At 57.7% G+C, this 16,981-nt stretch carries 21 protein-coding genes; 2 read left to right on the top strand and 19 right to left on the bottom strand.

The annotated features are described in order from the left end of the window. Positions 1-89: 89 nt before the first annotated feature. From tilS to ruvC, 13 genes are all read right to left on the bottom strand, one after another. Positions 90-1,313 (bottom strand): tRNA lysidine(34) synthetase TilS, encoded by a 1,224-nt coding sequence (gene tilS, locus ABJN86_RS07355; RefSeq protein WP_348365930.1) that lies wholly within the window; start codon positions 1,311-1,313, stop codon positions 90-92. After that, complete coding sequence (ybgF, locus tag ABJN86_RS07350; RefSeq protein ID WP_348365929.1) at positions 1,310-2,125, bottom strand: tol-pal system protein YbgF; 816 nt, start codon at positions 2,123-2,125, stop codon at positions 1,310-1,312. The genes tilS and ybgF overlap by 4 nt, the downstream gene beginning before the upstream one ends. A gap of 12 nt (positions 2,126-2,137) precedes the next feature. Further along, complete coding sequence (gene pal / locus ABJN86_RS07345) at positions 2,138-2,659, bottom strand: peptidoglycan-associated lipoprotein Pal (protein WP_348365927.1); 522 nt, start codon at positions 2,657-2,659, stop codon at positions 2,138-2,140. Between the two features lie 85 nt (positions 2,660-2,744). Then, positions 2,745-4,061, bottom strand: coding sequence for a Tol-Pal system beta propeller repeat protein TolB (gene tolB, locus ABJN86_RS07340; protein WP_348365968.1), 1,317 nt, complete (start codon positions 4,059-4,061; stop codon positions 2,745-2,747). An 83-nt stretch (positions 4,062-4,144) separates the two neighbouring features. After that, the gene (locus ABJN86_RS07335; protein WP_348365925.1) at positions 4,145-5,317 is read right to left on the bottom strand and encodes a hypothetical protein; all 1,173 of its coding nucleotides are present in this window, start codon (positions 5,315-5,317) and stop codon (positions 4,145-4,147) included. Between the two features lie 12 nt (positions 5,318-5,329). Further along, complete coding sequence (tolR, locus tag ABJN86_RS07330) at positions 5,330-5,806, bottom strand: protein TolR (RefSeq protein ID WP_348365923.1); 477 nt, start codon at positions 5,804-5,806, stop codon at positions 5,330-5,332. 3 nt (positions 5,807-5,809) lie between these two features. Beyond that, positions 5,810-6,505: a protein TolQ gene (tolQ, locus tag ABJN86_RS07325; protein ID WP_348365921.1), complete on the bottom strand. Its 696-nt coding sequence runs from the start codon at positions 6,503-6,505 to the stop codon at positions 5,810-5,812. A 110-nt stretch (positions 6,506-6,615) separates the two neighbouring features. Continuing rightward, positions 6,616-7,008: a tol-pal system-associated acyl-CoA thioesterase gene (gene ybgC / locus ABJN86_RS07320; protein WP_348365919.1), complete on the bottom strand. Its 393-nt coding sequence runs from the start codon at positions 7,006-7,008 to the stop codon at positions 6,616-6,618. A gap of 1 nt (position 7,009) precedes the next feature. Then, positions 7,010-7,228 (bottom strand): DUF6500 family protein, encoded by a 219-nt coding sequence (locus ABJN86_RS07315; RefSeq protein ID WP_348365918.1) that lies wholly within the window; start codon positions 7,226-7,228, stop codon positions 7,010-7,012. Continuing rightward, positions 7,225-7,830: a hypothetical protein gene (locus tag ABJN86_RS07310; protein ID WP_348365966.1), complete on the bottom strand. Its 606-nt coding sequence runs from the start codon at positions 7,828-7,830 to the stop codon at positions 7,225-7,227. Before ABJN86_RS07310 ends, ABJN86_RS07315 begins: the two co-directional genes overlap by 4 nt. Before the next feature lie 43 nt (positions 7,831-7,873). Next, positions 7,874-8,896, bottom strand: coding sequence for a Holliday junction branch migration DNA helicase RuvB (gene ruvB, locus ABJN86_RS07305; RefSeq protein WP_348365916.1), 1,023 nt, complete (start codon positions 8,894-8,896; stop codon positions 7,874-7,876). Positions 8,897-8,948: 52 nt separating this feature from the next. After that, positions 8,949-9,614, bottom strand: coding sequence for a Holliday junction branch migration protein RuvA (ruvA, locus tag ABJN86_RS07300; RefSeq protein WP_348365915.1), 666 nt, complete (start codon positions 9,612-9,614; stop codon positions 8,949-8,951). Next, entirely contained in the window at positions 9,611-10,120 is a 510-nt protein-coding gene (ruvC, locus tag ABJN86_RS07295) for a crossover junction endodeoxyribonuclease RuvC (protein ID WP_348365913.1), read from the bottom strand. The genes ruvA and ruvC overlap by 4 nt, the downstream gene beginning before the upstream one ends. A 338-nt stretch (positions 10,121-10,458) precedes the next feature. On the opposite strand from ruvC, the gene ABJN86_RS07290 reads away from it, so the two are divergent. After that, positions 10,459-10,653 (top strand): DUF1127 domain-containing protein, encoded by a 195-nt coding sequence (locus ABJN86_RS07290; RefSeq protein WP_348365912.1) that lies wholly within the window; start codon positions 10,459-10,461, stop codon positions 10,651-10,653. A gap of 68 nt (positions 10,654-10,721) precedes the next feature. Here the strand turns inward: ABJN86_RS07290 and ABJN86_RS07285 are convergent, their stop codons facing one another. From ABJN86_RS07285 to ABJN86_RS07270, 4 genes are all read right to left on the bottom strand, one after another. Continuing rightward, complete coding sequence (locus ABJN86_RS07285) at positions 10,722-11,075, bottom strand: hypothetical protein (protein WP_348365910.1); 354 nt, start codon at positions 11,073-11,075, stop codon at positions 10,722-10,724. 76 nt (positions 11,076-11,151) lie between these two features. After that, positions 11,152-12,024 carry a 50S ribosomal protein L11 methyltransferase gene (locus ABJN86_RS07280; protein WP_348365908.1) on the bottom strand — a complete coding sequence of 291 codons (873 nt, stop codon included), beginning with the start codon at positions 12,022-12,024 and terminating at the stop codon, positions 11,152-11,154. 66 nt (positions 12,025-12,090) lie between these two features. Then, the gene (locus ABJN86_RS07275; RefSeq protein WP_348365906.1) at positions 12,091-13,335 is read right to left on the bottom strand and encodes an MFS transporter; all 1,245 of its coding nucleotides are present in this window, start codon (positions 13,333-13,335) and stop codon (positions 12,091-12,093) included. A gap of 78 nt (positions 13,336-13,413) precedes the next feature. Beyond that, the gene (locus ABJN86_RS07270; protein ID WP_348365905.1) at positions 13,414-13,686 is read right to left on the bottom strand and encodes an EamA family transporter; all 273 of its coding nucleotides are present in this window, start codon (positions 13,684-13,686) and stop codon (positions 13,414-13,416) included. On the opposite strand from ABJN86_RS07270, the gene ABJN86_RS07265 reads away from it, so the two are divergent. Further along, positions 13,687-13,842, top strand: coding sequence for a hypothetical protein (locus ABJN86_RS07265; protein ID WP_348365903.1), 156 nt, complete (start codon positions 13,687-13,689; stop codon positions 13,840-13,842). Between the two features lie 59 nt (positions 13,843-13,901). On the opposite strand, the gene ABJN86_RS07260 is transcribed toward ABJN86_RS07265, so the two are convergent. Both ABJN86_RS07260 and acs read right to left on the bottom strand, forming a co-directional pair. Next, entirely contained in the window at positions 13,902-14,582 is a 681-nt protein-coding gene (locus ABJN86_RS07260) for an adenylate kinase (RefSeq protein WP_348365901.1), read from the bottom strand. Further along, on the bottom strand, positions 14,582-16,552 hold the full coding sequence (gene acs / locus ABJN86_RS07255) for an acetate--CoA ligase (protein ID WP_348365899.1): 1,971 nt from the start codon (positions 16,550-16,552) through the stop codon (positions 14,582-14,584). The genes ABJN86_RS07260 and acs overlap by 1 nt, the downstream gene beginning before the upstream one ends. Positions 16,553-16,981 lie beyond the last annotated feature (429 nt).

Raw genomic sequence — 16,981 nt, 5'->3', positions numbered from 1 at the left:
GGGAATTCTCCTAAATCAGCTCGGCCTCGACGCAGATAGTTACGTCGCTTACAGCCGTTGGAGTTAAAATAGGGATAAGTGGCGCAGGTTCAATGCGATAAAATGAACTCAGGGTACTCAAACCCACGTTCTCGCAACGTAATCGACCAATTATTCGTGTATCCGGCCAAGGGAGCCGCAATTAAGACCGCCTCTTCCCACACCGATGGTGATGCCAGCACCGATGTGCGCGGCATTTCTGTTTCACGCCAATCATTAGGGCATTGCGAAAGCCCGACTTCGCCCAAGGCCCGAATTTCAGTGGTTTTCCCGTGTTTTCCAGTTGCTTGCCACCTGTTGTCCCACAGTTCATTTGAAGGGGTAGAAAGCTGCGACACCGCCGAAAGTTCCCGACCAATCCGCAATTGATCGCCCCACACCGAGATCACACATCCGTGCAACGTGGATTTTTGGCGCAAATCCGCCAGAAGCCGCATCAATTTGGACCCACGCGGCGCATATTCCTGCCCTGAGACGAACTGAAGTGCTGAACTGACAATCCTACGCTGCGACTCAGATGACAGGTTTTCGAGCCACGTCAGATCAAAGCACAGGTCGCCGCGGTCATATGCAAAATGCCCTTTCAGTGCTGCGACAAGATCTGCATTCACGTCCCGCCGCGTGGATTGAAGGTTGCCCAGCGACTTCAACACCTGCTCGGTCGTGATCCCCACCGCGCTCAAGGCATCCATGTTTTGGCGCACTTGAATGCGTTGATAGCTGGGGTCATCATTGCTGGGATCGTCGCTCCAGTTAATTCCCACATCTCGGAGCATATCGCGCAGCGCGTCGCGTCGTGCATTTAGCAAAGGGCGATAGAAGGTGACCCCATCACGCACGAACTCAGGCCGCATGCCTGACAGGCCATCTAGGCCCGCGCCACGCGACAGCTCCATCATAAATGTCTCGATGTTGTCGTCAGCGGTATGCCCCAAAGCCACCCCGTTTACCGCGACCCGTTTGGCCCACCCCACCAACACCGCATATCGCCCGCGCCGCGCTTGGTCTTGCAAGTTTCCTTGCCCGTCCCAATGCCATTGCAGCACCTCATGGGGTACGCCACATGCTGCACAAAAATCGGCAACAGCCCGCGTTTCATCCGCAGCTTCCGGTCGAAGGTTATGATTGACGCTGGCAACGCTCACAGATGCGCCCGCTTGCAGCAACATATGCAGCAACGCCATGCTGTCGCCTCCGCCAGAGACGGCCACGCCAAGCAGCCCATTGGCAGCGATATTCGTCTTGAAGTCGTCGTTAAGCTTGGGCGCGGTCACTGGCAGCCAAGGTTGCGCATCGACGAATTGGCCGGAAGCACTTGGTCCGAGCCCGGATAGCGTACGCCCACTTCTTTGAGCATCAAGCAGGCCTCGTCGGCTTGCCCCAACTCGTACAATGCCAGCCCCAAACGCATCAAAGCTTCCGGTGCGCGCGGTGCTTCAGGTGAGCCTGAGAAGCTTTCCAAATAGGAACGCGCCGCGTTGTTCCAGTCACCCGACTGGGCCAAGGCTTGACCGCCCAAGAAATACGCCTCGGAGGCTAGCGGGCCGCCCGGGTAGGATTCATTAAAGGCCGTAAACTGCTCCGCGGCGCGCTGAAAGTCACCTGATGCGAGCGCCTCCTGCGCCCGCTCAAAATCTGCCTTCTCGGAAATCGCCAACTCCGCCCCGCCCGTATCAGGGCTGGCGGTGGGAACTGCGGCTGCAGGTGCCGCACCGGTGTCGCCACCCAAAGTGGACGCTTGCCCAACAGAGCCAAGATCGCAGCCCGCTTCCAGTTCACACAAGCGGAATTCCAAGTCGCCTACGCGGTTGGTGCCGTCGGTCACCACACGGTTGATGCGGTTCTCTAGCCCTTCGGTCTTGGAGGTCAGCTTGGCCAGTTCGGCCTCAATCACGTCGATGCGCTGCAAAACGTCGCCGGTGATCACCAGCCCGCCCGTGTTGCCGCTCGTCAATTCGGACCGCAGTTGCACAATCGAGGAATTCAGTTGCCCCAATTCGGAGCGTATATCCGCAAGGTTCTGATCCTGCGCGGCCAGTGGCCCCACACTCAGAGCGAAACTCAAACACATTAGAACCTTGCGCATAATTTTAGCCTATCAGCTGCCAATACCAGCGGAGATCACAGTCGCCGCACGACGGTTCTTCGCATAGCAGGTTTCGGTTGAACAGACCTCAAGCGGGCGTTCCTTGCCAAAGGTCACCGTACGCAGGCGGCTGTCGGCGACACCGTTGGCCACAAGGAAATCGCGTGCAGCAGCCGCGCGGCGAGCGCCCAAAGCGAGGTTGTATTCACGGGTGCCTTGCTCGTCGGCATGGCCTTCAACGATCGCGGTGTAGCTTGGGTTGTTGTTCAACCATGTCGCTTGCTGGCTCAATGTGGCGCGGGCCGTGTCGTTGATCGTGGATTGGTCCACCGCGAACAGCACTTTATCGCCAATGGTCTGGTTGAAATATGCGGGGCTGCTTGGGTCTAAGGCCGAGGTCGATACCCCGTTGTTGCCAAGCCCATTGGCTCCGGCACCGTTCGCACCTGCGCCATTGTTGTCAAAACGGCTATTACCGCAGGCGGCCAGCGCCAAGGTGGCGGTCACTAGGGTGACTTTCGAAAGCGTCTTCATGGGGTCTGATCCTTATGGGTCATTATTTTATTAGCTCGATTGCGCCGAACCTAGCACGAGAACGGCGGAAAGGGAATCTCACGGTTTATTTCAGCAGAGGCGACCAGCTTGGGTCGGATGCGTTGGCTTGCACGGCCTTCAGGTTACGGCCCGAAATGTCCACCGAATACAATGTCGAGGACCCGCCGGAGCCCGCAGTCTCACGGGTGAACATGATCACACGACCATTCGGCGACCAAGTGGGGCCTTCGTCCAGGAACGACGCAGACAGCAAGCGCTCGCCCGAGCCGTCGGTGCGCATCACGCCAATGTGGAAACGACCACGATTTTGCTTGGTAAAGGCCACCAGATCCCCACGCGGGGACCAAACCGGCGTGCCATAACGCCCCTGCCCAAATGAGATGCGCGTGGCTTCCCCACCGTTCGCACTCATAACGTATAGCTGCTGCGTGCCGGAGCGGTCGCTTTCAAACACGATTTGCGTGCCGTCAGGCGAATAGCTAGGTGCGGTCTCAATCGCTGGGCTAGAGGTCAGCTGTGAGCGTTGGCCCGAAGCAAGGTTCAGCTTGTAGATATCCGTGTTTGACCCCGTGGTTAGAGAGAACACCACATCCTGACCGTTCGGGGCAAAACGCGGTGCGAAACTCATGGTGCCCGGTTGGTCTTGCAGAACGCGGCGCCCAACAGAGGCCACGTCGAGCACGTAAATCTTCGGGAAGCCGCTCTCGTAAGACGTATACAAAACACGGTCGCCATTTGGTGAGAAGCGCGGTGCCAACACAATCGCCTGCGCATCTGTCAGGAACTGCTGGTTCGCGCCGTCATAATCCATAACCGCCAAACGCTTTAAGCGGGCGTTCTTGGGGCCGGTCTCCGAGACAAATACGGTGCGGCTGTCAAAATAGGCACCTTCGCCCGTGATCCGCGAATAGACCGCATCCGCCACTTTATGCGCCATGCGACGCCATCCATTGGTGGAGCCTACGAATTGCAGCCCCTCGCCCATTTGGTTCTCTGCGAACACATCAAACAAGCGGAATTTCACCACAATCTGCCCGTCACCCGTCACCGATACCGCGCCAGTGACCAAGGCTTGCGCGTTGATCGCCTTCCAGTCGGCATATTGAACAGGGCTGTCAAAGCTGGTGATCTGGCTGATGAATGCGTCTTGGCTAATAGAGCGGAACAAGCCAGAGCCTTGCAAGTCCGCCGCAACGACCGACGCCAAATCACGCGCATATTGATCCGCACCCGCAGATTCCGCGATGAAGGTAGGGGCCGCGAAGGGCAAAGGCTCGATATTCGGGCTATCCAGCTCAATGCAAAGCACACCTTCTTGGCAGGCCTGCGCCGTCGCTGGCGTGACTGATATCAGCGCACCAAAGCCCAAAGCCGCGATCATTCCCAAACAGGCGAGAAGTCGTTTCATCATGCTCATCTTCCTTTCACGTCGCCTTATGGTGGGACGTATTTGCGCCATTACGGTCATCTTATTTCTTTGTTCGTCGCGTTGAAGCTCACCTGAACTTCGCGCCATTGGTTATATTTGTCGAGGGGAAGCGGATACCCATTGGCCCCGCAGCGGATAATCGCGCGGCGTGCAGCCTCATAGGCCCGGTTGACTGCGTCCCCACTGCCGCCCTTCGACGAGATCAACTTGATCGAGCCCACAATCGGCGTGGCATCTTGCTCCATCTGGAAGCCCACGACCACAGAAACGGCCAAAGCATCTGTACCCAAGGCCCCGACATTCCAGCACTTCTGGATGCCCAAGATGAAGGTGCCCTTCTCTTGGCGCGTGATAGGAGCGCCAGTGCCTCCACCGGGATTTACGTTATCGTCTACCGTCTGGGTTTCGTTTGCGACCTCCACCGCCCTTTTGATGGTATCAGCAAGGCTCGGCGTTGTCGTCTCAGCCGTTTGCGTCGCGGGGCGCGCAGGGGGTGTCGGCTTCCGGCCCGGTCGCGCGGATTTGGTCGGCGCGGCGTCTGATGGCTCATCCGCTTCGGTCACGATCTCGGTCGTTTGCGGCTCAGGCGCGGTTTCTTCCTGCGTCTCTTCCACGGGTGCTGGATCTGGGGCGGGGGCAGTTTCGGCTTGGGTTTCGCCTGCGACCTCAACCTCTGGCTCAGGTTCTTCTACAACGGTGTCAGAGATGCGGACAGCAGGGCGCGGCACGGGGCGCGCATTTGGCGAAATGATCGTAGCCCCCGGCGTGCCGTCCACCTCTGGCGCGTCTGGCTGTTCTGGCTCTACTGGCGTCTCAACGGGTTCCGGCTCGACCGGATCGGGTTCCGCCGGTGCAGGCTCAACTGGGGCCGGTTCCGGCGTAGGCTCGGGATCGGGTTCAGGCGCAGGAGTTGGATCAGGCTCTACAGCTGGGGCAGGCTCCGGCTCTGGCTCCACCGGTGTCTCTGCCTCCGTCGCGGGGGCAGGCTCCTCTACTTCCGCAGGGGCATCTGGCGCGGGCGGCAATTCTGGCGATCCTTTGGATTGCGCCTCAATCGCCTCAAATTCTTCGCCCGAGATGATCGAGACATTGCTCACTTGCACGTCCAGATCCGTTTCACGCGACACGAAGAAGCCCCCCACCATCAGGTAGAGGATGAAGGCCGCGTGGCCCATGCCGGACACATATGTGCCGGTATTTGCGGACATGCGCATGACGCGTTACCCGCCCTGCCCGTTAAGCGAAGGGCCGCCGGTGTCCGTCACCAAACCAATGTTGGAAAACCCGCCATTGTTCAACGCGCCCATAACTTGGACCACTCGCTCGTAAGGGATGGAGCCATCAGCCCGCAGGAAAACCTTGTCGTCGTCCCGCTCCGCCGCGATGGCCTGCAAACGACCAATCAAATCATCATCTTCAATTGGCGTGTTCTGGATCGACAATTGCCCGTCTGCCTCGACGGTGATGGTCAGTGGCTCTTCTTGCTCCTGCGGCAAGGCGGAGGCTGCGGTTTTAGGCAACTCCACCGGCACGCCGACGGTCAGCAATGGGGCCGCCACCATAAAGATGATCAGCAACACCAGCATGACGTCCACGAAGGGCGTCACGTTGATTTCCGACATAGGCTTCGCACCGCCCTTGCGACGCTTGCCCCGACGCCCGCCCGAAGACGCGCCTTGGATGGTTCCGCCCGCCATGGCTTAAGCGTCCAACTGGCGCGATAGGATCGTGGTGAATTCGTCCGCGAAGGCCTCGTAGCTGGACATGATACGGTCCGCGTCAGTCGACAGCTTGTTGTAGAAGATCACGGCAGGGATCGCCGCAACCAGCCCCAAGGCCGTCGCGACCAAAGCTTCCGCAATGCCTGGTGCCACAACCGCGAGGTTGGTGCTTTGCGCGATAGCGATTTCTTCAAAAGCGTGTTTGATGCCCCAAACGGTGCCGAACAGCCCGATAAATGGCGCGGTAGACCCCACGGTCGCCAAGAAGGTCAGCCCGTTGTTCAGGTTCTCTTCAACCTTGGCAATCGCCACATCCATAGAGCGGTCGATACGCGCGGTAGCCCCTGCAATCAGCTGACCGTCGTCTTTATGGGAGCGCTGCCATTCAGACATGCCCGCCGCGAAAATCTTTTGCGACGCGCCGCTTGGGTCCGCGCCCACTTTCTCAAATAGCTCGTCTAGGGGTTCACCCGACCAGAACGCGCGGTCGAACTCTTCGGCCTCTGCGCGCGCTTTGCGATAGTTGATGAACTTTTGCACGATGATCGCCCAGCCCCAGAAGGAGGCTCCGATAAGCATCAACATGACTAGTTTAACGATGATTGTTGCCCGCCAAAAAAGCGCCGTGACTGAAAAGTCAACGTCGCTGGCTAGGCCGATTGCCTCAGCTTCCATAAAACCTGCTCGCCTTGTTATTACCGCTTTGTGCGGCTTGATTGGCATTAGAATAGCCGCAATAGCACTGCATTGCTATATATGACGCGCGAAGGGCAGAAAAATTCCCGTTACCGTTGCATCAACTGGCGAATATCCGCCGGAAGACGCGACGGGCGGCCCGTTTCGCCTAAGCAAACAAGGGTCACCACGGATTTAAACAGCACATCATTGCCGCGCATGACATCTTGCGTGAGCGTAATACGCGCCGCCGAGATGTCCTTCACCTCGGTCACCACGTCCAACATGTCGTCGAATTTGGCGGGGGCGAGGTAATCTGCCTCCAGCCGGCGCACAGCGAAAACGATGCCCGCCTCGGCCTTCAACGCCACTTGATCCACGCCGATTTCGCGCACCCATTCGCTGCGGGCGCGCTCGATGAATTTCATGTAGTTGGCGTAGTAGACAATCCCCGCGAGGTCCGTGTCCTCGTAGTAGACCCGCAATGAAAAGCTGTGTGGCATCTTATTCCCCCGCTTCAATCATAGCGCGGATTTTCACGGCCTTCTCGAAGTGGTCAAGCTTATGCGTCTCGATCCACCAGCGTGCCGCCTCCATCAACGCATCAGGCGTGTCGTTCTTGTTGTGAAAGAACGCGTAGAATGACAGCCCCACGCCGTCACCCTTCTTGGCAATTTTATCGTCACAAACGGCTATGGCCTTGCGGCGTAGCGCCTCCCTCAAGAGACCAAGGCCCCAACCCGTGCCGCCATCCGCAAGGCATGCGACGCATCACTTGCCACCACCGGCATCACCGGATCATAGGCTGCACGGATCACATTCGCGACGTCGGGCTTCAAGATCGCCACATTGTCCCCCGTCAGCGCCAGCGGGGAGGTCTGCGCGAACGCGTCCTCCGACCACAGCAGCATGGATTGCACCACCTGCCCCAATAACAAGGTATCCGCCGCCACTTCGGCCATCGCATCATCCATGCGCAGGAACACGAAGCAGGCCTTGATCGCCCCGTCCTCGTCAAAGCGGAACAATCGGTATTGGTTCGCATCCGCTTTTTGCAGGCGCTCCACCAGCGGGCCTAGCTCGGGGATCATTTTGTCGAGGTTCGGCGTGTCGACCAGTTCTTGCCAGTCGCGCATGAAGAACACCATAAAGTTGGACCCCAACTCAGGATCCGTCTCCGCCATCTCGTGCTTGGCCAAACGGCACACCGCATCAATGGCGTCCTTCAACAACGACATGGTGCTGTCCTCTACCCCGAAGGCCACAGGGGCAATCGGGCGGCCCCAGCGGGCAAACTGATAAGCCCCATCCGCGCGGGTGAACATCTTTTCCACGCTTTGCGCTGTTACTTCAAAAACCACGGGCAGCTTATCCTTCAAACAAGTCGTTTCGTATCTTAGGCGCGTCCAGCCCCAAATGGGTCCACGCCTTTTGCGTCAGCATACGCCCACGCGGGGTGCGCTGTATCAGACCTTGTTGCAGCAGGTAAGGCTCGATCACCTCCTCAAGCGCGTCGCGGCTTTCAGATAGGGCCGCTGACATGGTCTCGATCCCCACAGGGCCACCGCCGTAATTCTCGGCAACTAAGCGCAGGTACCGGCGGTCAGCACCATCTAGCCCCAGATGATCCACACCCAACCGCGTCAACGCACCATCCGCCAAGGCGCGGGTAATCTTGCCGCCGCCCTCAACAATCGCAAAATCCACCACGCGGCGCAGCAAGCGCCCCGCAATACGCGGTGTGCCACGGGCGCGGCGTGCAATCTCCAGCGCCCCGTCGTCCTCGCAAGGCACGCCCAGCAGGCGCGCGCCACGGCGCACGATCTCGTGCAATTCGGCCTCGGTGTAGAATTGTAGCCGCGTCGGGATGCCAAAGCGGTCGCGCAAAGGCGTGGTCAAAAGCCCAAGCCGCGTGGTCGCGCCCACAAGCGTGAAGGGTTGCAGCTCAATGCGCACCGTGCGCGCCGCCGGCCCTTCGCCAATCACCAAATCCAGTTCAAAGTCTTCAAGCGCGGGATATAAGATTTCTTCGACCACCGGATTGAGGCGGTGGATCTCGTCGATAAACAAGACGTCGCGGGCTTCCAAATTGGTCAGGATCGCCGCCAAATCGCCCGCTTTCGCCAAAACCGGCCCCGAGGTCATGCGGAAGTTTACGCCCAATTCGCGGGCCATGATCTGCGCCAACGTGGTCTTGCCCAAACCAGGGGGACCATGAAACAGCGTGTGGTCCATCGCCTCGCCACGGGTTTTGGCGCTCTCGATGAACACCTTAAGGTTCGCCCGCGCCTCCGCCTGCCCGATGAATTCATCAAGCCCCTGAGGGCGCAGCGCGCGGTCGGCATCCCCCGGGCGTTCCTCGGGGCGCAATGTTGGGTCAGGCTCGTTCATGTCTATCTCTATGCCGCAGGGGCGGGCGTTCTTCCAGAGGAAGCTTCACACGTTAGTCTTTCGGGGCCAACAGCTTCAACGCTGTACGGATCAAGGTTGCGGTGTCATCCGCACCATCGCCCGCCGCTTGCGCCACCGCACTTGCCGCGTCGCCGTGGGCGTAGCCAAGGTTGGTCAGCGCCGACAGGGCTTCGGCCTGCGTGGAGGCATTGGAGGGTGCTATCGCCTCGATCACGTCGTCGTCCGCGTCCTTACCTTGTGGAGCGGCTACAACCTCGCCTTGTGCCGCCGCCAAGCTGCCGCCCATCGCCATAACTTTCGGGGCCTTGTCTTTCAGCTCCAACACCACTTTTTGCGCCGTCTTGGGGCCAACGCCCTTGGCTGCTTTGATCGCATTCCAGTCGCCCAAAGTTACCGCACGTGACACGCCGTCAGGCCCAAGCGTCGACAAAATCGCCATGGAGGCCTTGGCGCCGACGCCTTGCACAGTCATCAGCAAGCGGTGCCATTCTTTCTCAATCAAAGTGGTGAAGCCAAAGAGCTGCAACAGGTCTTCGCGCACCAATAACTCGGTGAATAGCGACACCGCCTCGCCTGCGTTTGGCAGCACCGCCATTGTGCGCTCCGAGCAGTAGACCATGTAGCCCACACCGCCCACGTCTATCAAAACATGATCCGCCGCGCGGTAGTCTAGCCGTCCTGTGAGTTTGCCAATCATGCCCCTGCCCTCGCCAATGCTGCGGATAATGTGTTCCCAGTGCGCGAATAAAACGCGTGGCACAAGGCGATGGCCAAGGCGTCGGTGGCGTCTGGCCCTGTTAGGACCACGCCCGGTAATTGCATCTTAACCATATGCGCCACTTGGGTCTTGTCCGCGTGGCCGACGCCGACCACCGTTTTCTTAATCTTGTTGGGGGCATATTCGCCAATGCTGATCCCCGCTTGTGCTGGCACTAGCATCGCAATCCCGCGTGCTTGGCCCAGCTTCAGGGTGCCCGCGCCATCTTTGTTGACGAAGGTTTGCTCAACGCCAGCAGTCTCGGGTGCATAGGTGTTGAATACATCGGTCAGTTGCTCGTGCAGGCTCATCAGGCGTTCCCCCAATGGTGTCCCCGTGGAGGAGTTACAAACTCCGTTCGCGACATGCGAAATACGTGATCCGTCTGTGTCGATCACTCCCCACCCAAGGTTCCTTAACCCCGGATCAATCCCTATGACGCGCATGGCCTGCTCTTTTTTGTTGTTCTTGCGCCACAAGTAGCACGAAACGAGAACACTTGCCAATACCGCAGGTTTGGATCGAAAACGACAGCGCAATGTCGCGATCAAATCACGGCCACGTCTCGAGGGTCAAAATCGTCACAAAAAGCGCTATTCACGACACCATCTCGATCCAGTTTTAGCCATATTTTAAAGGGAGTTAACGCCAAACTCGACATATGCAGAAAATGCATAGGAGGCATGCAATAATCAGTCTTGTGAGACCCATATTCGAAGCCTAAATGCGGCTTAGAAACACAAACCGCCCAAGATTTGGGCACTCTCATAAAAGGACGACTCGCATGGCTGTAATTGAAACCACCCGCTCGCTGAACGAAGGCGTCCGCGCCGATGCACAGGGCTTCTTCTCCACAATCACAGGAGCAGTTGCCGCATGGAATGACCGTCGCATCACACGCAACGCGCTGTCCTCACTGTCCACACGTGAATTGGACGACATCGGTCTGAACCGTGGCGATCTGTTCAACATCAAATAAGTCGAATTCTTATCTAGCAATTCGAAAGGCCGCTCCTTGGGAGTGGCCTTTTTCATTTCAATGAGTGGTTAATTTAGGGGAAGAACGACGCTCAATCCACGCGCGACGGTCTCTGTCGAGGCATCCGCCCTCAAAAGAAATGCGGCGACCACCTCAATGCTCTGCCCTTGCTTCAAGGTTTCGATGCGGCGGTTGTATTCTTCACCGCCTAGCTGCGTATACACAAACCCCTTGAGAAGCACCAAAATCAATATGATGGTGATGAGGCTCTTAAACGGGATCAGGTTTTTGCGTCGAGTTTTCGTAACTTCGACCACAAGGCCATCACTATTGACCTTGCGCACGACCTTTTTTTTGGGGTCGTTCTTTTTCTGAATCGCATTCAACCGCTCTGAAAAACGGTCCTTATTTATATCTGCCAAAACTGCTTCCAGTGCTTATGAATTGCACATTTACAACATTGGCTAGCAGGAAAGCCCAAGAACTCCTACAAAAAACCTATTTTTTACACATTCTCAGCGCAGTCCATTCGCCTATGTCGCGTCTTTGCGACAGTTCGAAGCCCGCCGCCTCGTAAACCGATTGCACGTCTTCAGCTTGCTCAATCAACAAACCAGACAAAATGATCGTGCCCTTGGCCGCGCAATTCTGCGCCATATCAGGGGCCAAATCGATCAACGGACCTTTGAGGATGTTTGCAAAGATCAGGTCAAACGGCGCGGTTTTTGTGATGTCCGCATGGCCAAATCCGATGGCCTCTAGGCAGTTCACCTTATCCGCCATACCATTCGCGGTGGCGTTCACCTCTGCGACCTCAACAGCTACGGGGTCGATATCGGAGGCAATCACCACGTCGCCCCAAACGGCTGCCGCCGCCATTGCCAAAACGGCCGTGCCACAGCCCACGTCGATGACGTTCTTCGCGTGGCCACCTTCAGCGACGTAATCCTCCAGCGACAACAAGCAGCCCTGCGTGGTGCCGTGGTGCCCTGTCCCAAACGCCATCGCCGCCTCGATCAACAGCGACACTTTATCCGACGGCACCTGATCCGCGTCATGGCTGCCATACACAAAGAAGCGCCCTGCCTCAACCGGTGCCAACTCGCGGCGCACATGGGCCACCCAATCGGTCTCGGGGATTTCCGACACCACGAAAGTCTTCGCCCCATGCGCAGCGGTCAGCAATGCCAACTCCACGTCATTGGGCTGATCAAGGAAGTAGCCGCCCACTTCCCACAGGCCAGATCCATCCTCGACCTCGAACACGCCAACGCCGGTTGGCGCAGGCTCCAACGCCTCCAAAGCCTCGCCCAAAGCTTGGGCAGCAGGTTCCCCCATAAGGGTCGTCAGGGCGGTGTATGTGATCGGCATTGGGCAAGGCTCCTTGAGGTTGCCAATCGCTTAGGCCCCTCCCCGCAATAGCGCAACCCCTGCGGGTTACTCCGCCGGCGTGCCGTTGAAGCGATTGAGGATGGTTTCATGCCCAGGCTCCGGATGGCGCGGGATCAACATCGACAAGACAAGCGAGGTCACCGCCATGCCCGCCGCCGCCACAAAGACCGATGCCGGCGAGTTCACCCACATATATCCCAACACGAAAGGCAAGAAGACGGCTGCAATATGGTTGATGGTGAAGGCCACTGCTGCCGTGGGCGCAATGTCCGCAGGGTCGGCGATTTTCTGGAAGTAGGTCTTCAACGCAAACGCCATGGAAAAGAACAGGTGGTTTACCACATACAGCCCCGCCGCCAACACCACGCCCCAGCCGAAGTAGTAAATGCCGCCATAGGCCAAGAATACCAACGTCAGGCCGACATACTCAAAGATCAGCAGCTTGCGTTCGCCGTAAAGACCAATGGCGCGCCCGATCATTGGGGCGAAAATCATGTTCGCCACGTAGTTAATCAAGAAAAGCCCCGTGATCTCATGAACCTCGAAGCCGAACCGCTCCACCATCATGAAGGCCGCGAAGACGACGAAAATTTGGCGGCGCGCGCCCGACACGAACTGCAGCGCGTAATAGAGCCAGTAACGCTTACGCAGCACCATAGATTTGTTCTGCGGATGCGGGGCCTCAAACTGCGGGAAGTAATAATGGCAGAAAACCGCAATCAAAACGGTGATGCCGCCAGCTGCGAGGTAGACGACCTCGTAACTTAAGTTAAACGCCTTCCACGTCAGCACCAGCAATCCGTAGGCCACCAGTGAGGCCATACTCCCCGCCGCCGTGAGCCAACCCAACATCTGCGGGGCTTTGTCCTTGTCGATCCATTGCAGTTGCAGCGACTGATTGACCGTCTCGTAGTAGTGAAACCCGATCGACGACAGCAAGGTCAGCATCAAGATGCCGCTAAATTGTGGAAAATAGGCCGTCAGCGCAGTGGCCACACCCAGCAAGACCAGCGAGATCAAGCCGAGCAATTGCTCGCGCACATAGATAATCAAGAAGATCACCCCAATGGCAAAGAACCCTGGAATTTCGCGAACGGAATGCAGCCATCCAATTTCCACACCGGTAAATCCCGCCACCTCAATTACAAAGTTATTGAGCAGCGCCAACCACGTCGAAAAGGCCAATGGCATGGCGATGGCCATGAGGAACAGCAAAAACACAGGCTGGCGCAAGAAGGGCAGCGCCTTGGCCTGATCAAGGTCCATACGTTTGAGGTTATCACCGAGCATAAATCAGCCTTACGCCTCCGTGTCCGGCTTGGCGAGTGGAAAGACCCGTTGAACAGACCTTGTGCTTTCGCGCACTCTTCATGATCTCCTCAATTGCGAGACATATTGCCCGAAGAATACGCTCGACAGCACCAAAACCGCGCCAAAGGCTTGGATAACACTCAAACGCTCTGTCAGGAAAACCCACCCCAAGAACGTGACCGACAATGGGCTCAATAACCCCAAAAGCGATATCGAAGTTGGTTGAATTTTCGCGATGCCGTTCAGCCATATGACATAGGTCAACGCGGCCCCTATGAAGCCCAGATATGCCAAGCCGTGAAAGTTAGAGTTGAGACAGGCGGCCTCCACTTGCGGCTAACCGCAAGCGGTCATGCTATTATCGACGAGGTGGTGACCGCCCATGTCGCCACACAAGAGCAATTGACCAGCGCATTGAGCCACGCGGAACAAGATCAGCTGAATGCACTGCTGGATAAGTGCTTAAGCGGTGACGCAACGCCATAAACGAAGAAAGGACACACCTAGATGCGCCCTTTCAATACGTCACTATCCGGCAACCAACCCTAAGCGGACACCTGATCCACAATCGCGCCCAGTTTGCTGGCAATCGCGCCGATCTCGCCCATTGCGTCAACACGCACCAATGCATCCTTGCCGCCGTAGTAGTCGATCAGCGGCGCGGTTTGCGCGTGATACGCCTCAAGGCGCGAGGCCACGGTTTCCGCGTTATCATCAGCACGGCGCACCATATCCGTGCTTCCGCAATTGTCGCAGACACCGGCTACCTCGGGGGTTTTGAACGTATCATGATACCCCTCCCCGCAGCCCTTGCAGGTATAGCGGCCAGCTATGCGGTCCACCATGCGCGCATCATCCACATCCAGAGAGATGGCCGCGTTGATGCGTTGGCCAGAGGACTCTAGCAAGCCGTCCAGCGCCTCGGCCTGAACCGTGGTGCGCGGGAAGCCGTCAAGGATCACGCCCTTGGCGCAATCCTCCTCAGCCAACCGATCTTTGAGGATCGCCAAAACGATCTCGTCGCTGACCAGCGCGCCGGATTCCATCACCGCCTTTGCCTCTTTGCCCGCATCCGTGCCCGCAGCAACCGCCGCACGCAGCAAATCACCCGTGGACAGCTGCACAAGGCCAAAGCCTTCTTCCAGCTTGCGCGCTTGAGTGCCCTTGCCAGCACCCGGAGGCCCCAGCAAGATCAAAACGGGCGCACGATCCTCAGCTCCCGCCATTACGCGTCTTTCCGGTTCATGCGGTTGGCAATCAGATCATCCACAACCGCAGGTTCCGCCAAGGTCGAGGTATCGCCCAACGCGCCGAAATCATTCTCGGCGATCTTGCGCAAAATGCGGCGCATGATTTTTCCCGAGCGTGTTTTCGGCAGGCCTGGCGCCCATTGGATCAGGTCCGGCTTGGCAATCGGCCCAATCTCGGAGCGCACCCAAACCTCCAGCTCCTTACGCAGCTCTTCTGTCGGCTCTTCGCCGTTCATCAAGGTGACATAGGCGTAGATGCCCTGCCCTTTGATGTCATGCGGGTAACCCACAACGGCGGCTTCGGCGACTTTGCCATGTGCCACAAGGGCGCTTTCAACTTCGGCCGTGCCCATGCGGTGGCCAGATACGTTGATCACATCGTCAACACGCCCCGTGATCCAGTAGTCGCCATCCGCATCGCGCTTACAGCCGTCACCGGTGAAGTAGTAACCGGGGTAGTCGCTAAAGTAGGTCTTCTCGAACCGCTCGTGGTCCCCCCAAACAGTACGCATCTGACCCGGCCAAGAATTGGCGATAACCAGCACGCCTTCAACGTTGTCACCCTCGATGATTTCTGCAGATTGCGGGTCCAGAACCAGCGGTTTGATGCCAAAGAACGGCTGCTGCGCCGAGCCGGGCTTCAAGTTGGTTGCCCCCGGCAGCGGCGTCATCAGGTGGCCACCGGTTTCAGTCTGCCACCACGTATCCACGATGGGAACTTTGCCCTTGCCGACAATGTTGTAATACCACGTCCACGCCTCTGGGTTGATGGGCTCACCCACGGTGCCCAAAACCTTCAGGTCGCTCAGATCGTATTTTTCAACATAGCTGTCGCCCTGCCCCATCAACGCGCGCAAAGCGGTTGGCGCGGTGTAGAATTGGTTGACCTTGTGCTTTTGGCACACGTCCCAGAAGCGCCCCGCGTCTGGGTAGGTTGGCACGCCCTCAAACATGATGGTCGTCGCGCCATTGGCCAGTGGACCGTATACAATATAGCTATGCCCCGTGACCCAGCCCACATCCGCCGTGCACCAGAAGATGTCGCCATCATGGTAGTCGAATGTGTACTGATGCGTCATCGCCGCATAGGCCAGATAACCGCCGGTTGAATGCACAACCCCTTTGGGCTGCCCAGTCGAGCCGGAGGTGTATAGAATAAACAGCGGGTCTTCGGCGCTCATTTCCGCCGCATGACAGACGTCAGACGCCTCCATCGCCAATTCGTTGTAATCATGATCCCGGTCGGTCCATGTGGTTTGCTCACCGGTGCGCTTGACCACCAAGCAATGAACGCTGTCCTTGCAGTGCAGCAAGGCCTTGTCCGCGTTGGATTTCAATGGCGTAGAGCGCCCGCCGCGTGGCGCATGATCAGCCGTGATCACTACTTTGGCGTCACACCCGTTGATCCGCGCACCCAAAGCATCTGGCGAGAAGCCGGCGAATACGATCGAATGGATCGCCCCAATCCTTGCGCAGGCGAGCATCGCATAGGCCGCCTCAGGGATCATCGGCAGGTAGATCACCACGCGGTCGCCTTTGCGCACACCCAGACTTTCCAACACATTGGCCATTTTGCAGACCGAGCTGTGAAGCTCCTTATAGGTGATGTGTTTGGCGTCATCCTTGCTTGGGTCATCGGGTTCCCAAATGATCGCGGTTTGGTCGCCGCGGGTCACCAAATGGCGGTCAATGCAGTTGGAGGCCACATTCAACGTGCCATCCGCGTACCAGTTAATACTGACGTTGCCCAAGGTGAAATCCACGTCCGACACCTGAGTGAACGGCTTGATCCAATCCAAGCGCTTTCCCTGCTCGGCCCAAAAGGCATCAGGATCGGCCATAGAAGCCGCGTACATCTTCTCATAGCCAGCCGCATCGACATGGGCAGCTTTGGCGAACGCCGGATCTGGCGCATAGGTCGTGTCTGGATTGGATGGGGTCGTCATAGTGTCCTCCGCAAATTCTGTGCACGGAGCGAGCCCATAAGGCCCCTCAAGCCTCATGTTCTAACTGAATAGAACCCACTCCCTTGTCTGCGCTTATAACACGCAAGGTTCACGATTGCCGTCAAGTAGCGGGGATTGATTGAAAATTTTGTAAATTTATTTGTCTAAACAGCAGTCAGCGGGTAAATAATTTTGTAAACCTTGTAAATAAACAGCAACGACATCGACTTACTGCGATGCTGCGGCCACCCTCACCCAAGGATACTAGCATCGAACTGTAAGCTGGGCCCACCGAATTAAGTCCAATGCACCAAATCCTCAAACTGCGACATCTTCGCTCGCTCGGGCAATCAGTTGGCGTGGCGAGCGGCGATTCTCACGCGGGTGTTACTCAACGAAAAAGGCCGCCCCGAAGGGCGGCCTTTGAAA

Source organism: Litoreibacter sp. (assembly GCF_039974535.1).
Taxonomy (GTDB): Bacteria; Pseudomonadota; Alphaproteobacteria; order Rhodobacterales; family Rhodobacteraceae; genus Litoreibacter.
Note: the sequence above shows the minus strand (reverse complement) of the source record. Positions and strands in the feature narration are given on the sequence as shown.